The sequence below is a fragment of the Cupriavidus sp. 05T41 genome, from assembly GCF_056396525.1.
This window is the reverse complement of sequence record NZ_JBFTLQ010000030.1, coordinates 78,974-86,657: the sequence shown is the minus strand read 5'-3', so window position 1 is coordinate 86,657 and position 7,684 is coordinate 78,974. Positions and strand designations below refer to the sequence as shown.

Below are 7,684 nucleotides of genomic sequence, written 5' to 3'. Positions count from 1 at the left end.
GATTTCCAGCGGCTGGCCGCCAGCGGCGTTGCCGGAGGCGACGTTGTGGCCGGCGTCGGCGACGGGGTTAGGGATGCTCAAGTCCATATTCGTCCTGATACGTTGTGGGCACGGGCGTGCCCGGCATTACGGGAAAGCTCGCGTGTGGGGACGGCTTTCTGGCCTGCTTTTGGTCTTGTGCCCTGGCCGGCGTGTCGATCAGCGCTCGAGGTATTGCAGCTTCTCGCTCACGTCCTTCCATTGGTMCGCGTCCGCCAGCGGCGACTTGGTCTTGGTGATGGACGGCCAGTTGCGCGCGAGTTCGGCGTTCAGGTCGATGTACGGCTGCTGGTCGCCAGGCACGTCTTCTTCTGCATAGATCGCATTCACCGGGCATTCCGCCACGCACACCGCGCAATCGATGCACTCGTCCGGGTCAATGGTGAGAAAGTTCGGACCTTMGCGGAAGCAATCAACCGGACACACATCGACGCAGTCGGTGTATTTGCAGCGGATGCAGGATTCGGTGACAACGTGAGTCATTTCGGTTCCAGAAAAACGGGATCGGCTTCGATGGGGGAACAGGCTTGTTGTGCGTTGCGGGTCACGCCGCCATGCGGGCGGGATGGGAATTCCCTTGGGGTCACCATCCATTCACCGTACGCGACGCGAGCGCAGGCCGTGGCCTTTCAAAGACCGATATTGTAGCCGAGCCACAAACCTAGGGTAATCCTCCTATATAGCCGGATCAGATAGTTTTCTTATTTCTTTATGCGCATTTGATCCAACGCAGTGCCGCGGCCTGGCGCGAATGTGCTTCGCTGGCCCATGGCGCGGCGCCGTTGTATGCTGCCTGAGCCTGCCCGCGCGGTGCTGCCGCGCGTCCACCCGAGGAGAGCGCCATGCCTGTACCCGTCTGCAAGCCGCCAGCCAGCGGCGCCCGGCGTTTCCCTGCGGCTGGTCTGCTTGCCCGGCTGGCGCTGCTGCTTGCGGTGGCCGCGCCCCTTGCCCATGCGCAGACGCTCGCGCAGGCCGGGCTGCCGCCCGAGAGCGTGGTGGCGCGCCTGATGGCATGGCGCATGGAGACCGACCGGCCGGTACCCCTGGAGGCACTGACGCGCTTCGAGTGGGACGACTTCGGCGTGGTGGTCGAGCCGGCCGGCGAGGCCATGGCCAACTGCGGCCAGGCCGGCTTCATGCCCTGCGACGCAGGCCTGCAACCGGCGCGCGGCGCGCCGGTGCAGGTGCTGGTGTTCCGCCGCGCGGCTACGCGGGTCTACTGGGAGCGCATCACGGTCCGCTCCGCCGCCTTCGCCGAACCGCTGCCGGACGCCGTGCCGCGCGCGCAGGCCATGCTGGTGGTCTGCCCCGGCTACAAGGGCGAGCAGCTATGGTGCTTGCGTGGCAGCGCCCGCGGCCGCCAGCCCGACCGCTTCCTCGATGGTGCGTGAGACAGGCGCCACGGACGGTCGCCGGCCGGGTCGCAATCCCGGATCGCAATCCCGGGCCGCCAGCCGCACTTTCGGTTAGCATGTMGCACTGACTCGGCTTTGCCGTCTGGCCCGACATGATCATTGCCTCCCTGCTCGACACCGACCTGTACAAGTTCACCATGATGCAGGTCGTGCTGCATCATTTCCCGGCGGCGCAGGTCGAGTACCGCTTCAAGTGCCGCAACGCGGGCGTCGACCTGACGCCCTATGTCGACGAGATCCGCGACGAGATCACCCAGCTCTGCCAGGTGCGCTTCACGCAGGAGGAGCTGGACTACCTGCGCGGCCTGCGCTTCATCAAGAGCGACTTCGTCGATTTCCTCGGCCTGTTCCACCTCAACGAGAAATACGTCACGGTCGCGCCTGTCGCGCCGGGCAGCGGCGAGATCGAGATCACCATCCGCGGGCCGTGGCTGCACACCATCCTGTTCGAAGTGCCGCTGCTGGCCATCGTCAACGAAGTCTACTTCCGCAATACCCAGCCGAAGCCGGACTGGAGCGAAGGGCGCCGCCGCCTCGAGGACAAGCTGGCCCTGCTGAAGATGCCCGGCCACGCCGATTGCGTGATCGCCGACTACGGCTCGCGGCGCCGCTTCTCGCGCGACTGGCAGGAAGAAGTGTTGCAGACCATGCGCCGCGTGCTTGGGCCCCAGCTGGCCGGCACCAGCAACGTGCATTTCGCGCGGCTGCATAACCTGATCCCGCTCGGCACCATGGCGCACGAATACCTGCAGGCCTGCCAGGCGCTGGGCCCGCGGCTGCGCGATTCGCAGGTGTTCGCGCTCGAGGTATGGGCCAAGGAATACCGCGGGGATCTCGGCATCGCCCTGTCCGACACCTACGGATTCGATGCCTTCCTGCGCGATTTCGACCTTTATTTCTGCAAGCTGTTCGACGGCGTGCGCCACGATTCGGGCGATCCCTTCGCCTGGGGCGAGCGCATGCTGGCCCACTACGCGGCGGGCCGCGTCGACCCGCAGGGCAAGACGCTGATCTTCAGCGACAGCCTCGACATCCCGCGTGTGATCGAGCTGTACGAGCGCTTCGGCGGACGCTGCCGCCTGGCGTTCGGCGTGGGCACCAACCTGACCAACGACCTCGGCTACACGCCGCTGCAGATCGTCATCAAGATGACCCGCTGCAACGGGCAGCCGGTGGCCAAGCTGTCGGACACGCCCGAGAAGACCATGTGCGACGACCCGGCATACATGACGTACCTGCGGCAGGTGTTCGGCATCCAGGCACCGGCCTGAAGCGACGCGCACCAAGATCCCGCCAGCTATCCCAGTACCCTTTTTCGGAACCCATGCCATGAACACCACTTCCGCCCGCGACCGCATCTTTGCCCGCATCCGCGGGGCCCAGGGCCGCGCCGCCGGCGTCAGCAACGGCGAACGCGCCGCTGTGGCCGACTACCTTGCGCGCCATCCCGCCGGCCCGCGCCCGCCGGCACCGGCGGACCGGGTCGCCACCTTCCAGGAGCAGGCAGTGAAGCTGGCTTCCACGGTGGAGCGCGTGGCGACCATGGCAGACGTGCCGGCCGCCGCCGCGCGTTACCTGGACAGCCTGGGCCTGGTGCGCAGGGCCGTTGCCTGGGACAGCTTCGGCGTGCTCGACTGGCAGGCGCAGGGCCTGACGGTGGAGTGCCGGCCACCGGTGCGCGACGCGCAGGCCGACCACGACCATGGCGACATGGTCGGCATCACGGGCTGCTTCTGCGCCATTGCCGAGACCGGTTCGCTGATGCTGCTGTCCGGCCCGCAGACCTTCGCCTCGGCCGCGCTGCTGCCGGAGACGCATATCGCGGTGGTGCCGGTTTCGCGCATCGTCGACGGGATGGAAGATGCTTTCGCGCTGATGCGCAGGGAGCGCGGCGAGCTGCCGCGCGCGACCAATATCATCAGCGGTCCCTCGCGCACCGGCGACATCGAGCAGACCATCGTGCTCGGCGCGCACGGACCGTATCGCGTGCACGTGATCCTGGTCGAGCGGGACTGAATCCCGCGCATCGACATGCTTCGCCGCGTGGCCGGAATGCCCGCGCGATTGCTTTACACTTGAGGGCTTGGCAGCACGCCGGTGGCCCGTCGCGCCTGTCCTGTCCTGTCCTKAGCTGACCTGCGCTGAGCAGACCGGCGCGCGCGCGGTCTCCGCCTGCCGCCGCCCGGCGCGGGTGCCGCAATCCAGAACAAGGAGATCCCGGCCGATGCGTCGTGCCCTCGCATTGCTTTTACCGTTGCTTGCATCGACGCCCGGACTGGCCCGTGCCGCGGAGCTCGACGGCGCCACGCTGTCGCCGCTGTGGGCCTTGCCGTTTGCCGGCACGCTGCTCTCGATCGCGCTGTTGCCGCTGATCGCGCCACGTTTCTGGCATCACCACTACGGCAAGATCGTCGCGGCCTGGGCGCTGGTGTTCCTGGTCCCGTTCGCGCAGGCCTTTGGCGGGCATGCCGCGGCCGCAGGCGCCGTGCATGCGCTGCTCTCCGAGTACATCCCGTTCATCGCGCTGATCGCCGCGCTGTACGTCGTGGCCGGCGGCATCTGCGTGCGTGGCAATCTGCACGGCACGCCGCGGCTGAATACCGGGCTGCTCGCGCTCGGCACGGTGCTGGCCAGCCTGATGGGCAMCACGGGCGCGGCCATGCTGCTGATCCGGCCGCTGCTGCGCGCCAACGATAACCGGCGCCATGTGGCGCATGTGGTGGTGTTCTTCATCTTCCTGGCTGCCAATGCCGGTGGCGCGCTGACGCCGCTGGGCGATCCGCCGCTGTTCCTCGGTTTCCTCAAGGGCGTGGATTTCTTCTGGACGCTGCGCAATATCCTGCCCGAGACCTTGTTCATCTGCAGCGCGCTGCTGGTGATCTTCTATTTCGTCGACCGGCACTACTATCTGCGCCGTGAGGAAGAGCTGCCGGCGGCCGCCGATCCCACGCCCGATTCGGCAGGCATCCGCATCGAAGGCAAGCGCAATTTCATCCTGCTGCTGGCGGTGGTTGCCCTGGTGCTGATGAGCGGGCTGTGGAAGCCCGGCATCGAGTTCGACGTGATGGGCACGGTGGTCGGCCTGCAGATGGCCACGCGCGATGTCCTGCTGGTGGCGGTAGCGCTGCTGTCGTTGTGGATCACGCCGGCCACGGCGCGCAGCGGCAACGAGTTCACCTGGGAGCCGATCCTGGAAGTGGGCAAGCTGTTCGCCGGCATCTTCCTCACCATCATCCCGGTGATCGCCATGCTCAAGGCCGGCACCGATGGCGCCTTTGCCGGCGTGATCCGCCTGGTCAGCGATGCGGGCGGCCGGCCCGTCGACAGCATGTACTTCTGGGCCACCGGCATCCTGTCCTCGTTCCTCGACAACGCGCCGACCTACCTGGTGTTCTTCAACACCGCCGGCGGCGACCCCGTGACGCTGATGACGCGGGATGCGTCGACGCTGGCGGCGATCTCGGCCGGCGCCGTGTTCATGGGCGCCAATACCTATATCGGCAACGCGCCCAACCTGATGGTCAAGGCGATTGCCGAGAGCCGCGGCGTGCGCATGCCCAGCTTCTTCGGCTATATGTTGTGGTCGGCGTGCGTGCTGGTGCCGCTGTTCCTGATGATGACTTTTATCTTTTTCCACGTGTGAGCACGCAACCATGAGCAAGCCCTCCGTCCTCGTGACCCGCGCCATCTTTCCCGAAGTGATCGACCGGCTCGCGCAATATTTCGATGTCGACAGCAACCAGCAGGACGAGGCGCTCGACGCCGCCGCGCTGAAGGCGCGCCTGGCGGGCAAGGCCGGCGTGCTGGCCAATGCCGCGGATCGCATCGACGGCGAGCTGCTGACAGGCCTGCCGGCCTTGCGCGCGGTCTGCAACATGGCGGTGGGCTACAACAACCTCGACGTGCCCGCGCTGAGCGCSGCCGGCATSGTGGCGACCAACACGCCCGACGTGCTGACGGAAACCACGGCCGACTTCGGCTGGGCCCTGCTGATGGCCACCGCGCGCCGCGTGACCGAGTCCGAGCACTGGCTGCGCGCGGGCAATTGGCAGCGCTGGAGCTTCGACATGTTCCTCGGCGTGGACCTGCACGGCAGCACGCTCGGCATCCTCGGCATGGGCCGCATCGGGCAGGCGCTGGCGCGGCGCGGGGCAGGCTTCGGCATGCCCGTGATCTATCACAACCGCAGCCGCCTGCCCGAGGAAACCGAGCGCGCGCTCAATGCGCGCTATGTCAGCAAGGCCGAACTGCTGGCGCAATCCGATCACCTGCTGCTGGTGCTGCCCTATGGCGCGCAGAGCCATCACAGCATCGGCGCCGCCGAGCTGGCGCAGATGAAGCCGTCGGCCACGCTGGTCAACCTTGCGCGCGGCGGTGTCGTGGACGACGCCGCGCTGGCCGAGGCGCTGCGCGAGCGCCGTATCTTCGCCGCCGGGCTCGATGTGTTCGAGGGCGAGCCGAGCGTCCATCCCGGCTTGCTGGCGGTGCCCAATGTCGTGCTGACCCCGCACATCGCCAGCGCCTCCGAAAAGACCCGGCGCGCCATGGCCGATCTAGCCGCCGACAACCTGATCGCCGCGCTGGACGCAGGCCCGCAGGCGGGCCATCCGCCTTCGGTGATCAATCCCGAAGTGATGGCACGCCGCCGCTGATGCATCCTGGTTGCCACGGCGCCTTCGATCACTCCCGACATACATGAACCTGATTTCTCTTTTGACGCTCGCGCTGGCCGCCGCCGCGGTGCTGTTGCTGGTGGTCTTGCTGCTGCGCCAGCGCGGCGCGCCGGCTGACGCCAGCCCGGAACTGCTGCGCCTGCTCGCCGAGCTGCGTGCCGAAGGCGCGCGTGGCACCKAGCGGCTGGAGCGCGAGTTGCGCACCGAGATTGCGCAGAGCGCGAGCGTCGGCCGGGGAGAAGCCGGCCAGCAGATGATGCGCTTCCAGCAGACGCTGTCGTCGCAGCTGACCAGCATCGCCACGCTGCAGAACAACCAGATCGACATGTTCGCGCAGCAGCTTGCCAAGCTGACCGAGTCCAATGCCCAGCAGCTCGACCAGGTCAGGCAAAACCTGCTGCAGCAGGGCCAGCACGCGCGCGAGGAGCAAGGCCTGGCGCTGCGCCGTTTCGGCGACGTGCTGCAGCAGCAGCTCGGGCAGATCTCCGAAGGCAACGAGCGCCGCCTGGGCGAGGTGCGTGCCACGCTCGAGCAGAAGCTCAAGGAGATCGAGGCCAACAACGCCACCAAGCTCGAGGAGATGCGCCGCACCGTCGACGAGAAGCTGCACGCCACGCTGGAGCAGCGTCTCGGCGAATCGTTCAAGCTGGTGTCGGAGCGGCTCGAGCAGGTGCACCGCGGGCTGGGCGAGATGCAGGCGCTGGCGCAGGGCGTGGGCGACCTCAAGCGGGTGCTGACCAATGTGAAGTCGCGCGGCACATGGGGCGAGGTGCAACTGGAAATGCTGCTCGAACAGGTGCTGACCACCGAGCAATACGCCAAGAACGTCGAGACCGTGCGCAATTCTGGCGCGCGGGTGGAGTTCGCCATCCGCCTGCCGGGCAAGGATCCGTCGGGCGGGGAAGTCTGGCTGCCGATCGATGCCAAGTTCCCGAAGGAGCAGTACGAGCGGCTGCTCGATGCGCAGGAGCGGGGCGATGTGGATGGCGTGGCCACCTTCGGGCGCGAACTGGAAGTGGCGATCCGGCGCGAGGCGCAGACCATCTCGGAAAAATACGTCTCGCCGCCGGCCACCACCGATTTCGCCATCCTGTTCCTGCCGACCGAAGGCCTGTACGCCGAGGTGTTGCGCCGGCCCGGCCTGGTCGACCTGCTGCAGCGGGACCATCGCATCACCGTGGCCGGGCCGACCACGCTGATGGCCTTGCTCAACAGCCTGCAGATGGGATTCCGCACGCTGGCGCTGGAGCGGCGCTCGAGCGAGGTATGGAGCGTGCTGGGCGCGGTCAAGACCGAGTTCGGCAAGTTCGGCGTGGTGCTGTCCAAGACCCGCGACACGCTGGAACGGGCGGCGCGCAATATCGAGCTGGCCGAAGTACGCACGCGGCAGATGGAGCGCAAGCTGCGCGCGGTGGAGGCGATGCCCGGCGAGGCTGCGCAGGAACTGCTGGGCCTGGGTGCCGTGGAGCAGGCGCAGGGCGAGGAAGGCGAAGGCGAGGGCGGCTGAAGCAAGCCCCTGGCGAGGGAGCCCCGGGGCGAGGGTGTCCATGACGAAAA

Annotated in this window: 7 protein-coding genes; 6 read left to right on the top strand and 1 reads right to left on the bottom strand. The window is 67.4% G+C overall.

Translation table 11 applies throughout. From position 1 onward, the window contains the following. Positions 1–198: 198 nt before the first annotated feature. Positions 199–522, bottom strand: coding sequence for a ferredoxin FdxA (fdxA, locus tag AC1DKV_RS19235; RefSeq protein WP_477137819.1), 324 nt, complete (start codon positions 520–522; stop codon positions 199–201). Between the two features lie 359 nt (positions 523–881). On the opposite strand from fdxA, the gene AC1DKV_RS19230 reads away from it, so the two are divergent. The 6 genes from AC1DKV_RS19230 (at position 882) to AC1DKV_RS19205 (ending at position 7,634) form a co-directional block, all read left to right on the top strand. After that, entirely contained in the window at positions 882–1,430 is a 549-nt protein-coding gene (locus AC1DKV_RS19230; protein ID WP_441619356.1) for a hypothetical protein, read from the top strand. 116 nt (positions 1,431–1,546) lie between these two features. After that, positions 1,547–2,725 (top strand): nicotinate phosphoribosyltransferase, encoded by a 1,179-nt coding sequence (gene pncB / locus AC1DKV_RS19225; RefSeq protein WP_441619358.1) that lies wholly within the window; start codon positions 1,547–1,549, stop codon positions 2,723–2,725. A gap of 58 nt (positions 2,726–2,783) precedes the next feature. Further along, positions 2,784–3,470 (top strand): LutC/YkgG family protein, encoded by a 687-nt coding sequence (locus tag AC1DKV_RS19220; protein ID WP_441619360.1) that lies wholly within the window; start codon positions 2,784–2,786, stop codon positions 3,468–3,470. Positions 3,471–3,678: 208 nt separating this feature from the next. Further along, a complete protein-coding gene (locus tag AC1DKV_RS19215; protein ID WP_477137818.1) occupies positions 3,679–5,097 on the top strand; it encodes a sodium:proton antiporter in 1,419 nt (472 codons plus the stop codon). 10 nt (positions 5,098–5,107) lie between these two features. Continuing rightward, positions 5,108–6,106, top strand: a complete 999-nt coding sequence (locus AC1DKV_RS19210; RefSeq protein WP_477137817.1) for a 2-hydroxyacid dehydrogenase — start codon at positions 5,108–5,110, stop codon at positions 6,104–6,106. Positions 6,107–6,149: 43 nt separating this feature from the next. Next, positions 6,150–7,634: a DNA recombination protein RmuC gene (locus AC1DKV_RS19205; RefSeq protein ID WP_477137816.1), complete on the top strand. Its 1,485-nt coding sequence runs from the start codon at positions 6,150–6,152 to the stop codon at positions 7,632–7,634. Positions 7,635–7,684 lie beyond the last annotated feature (50 nt).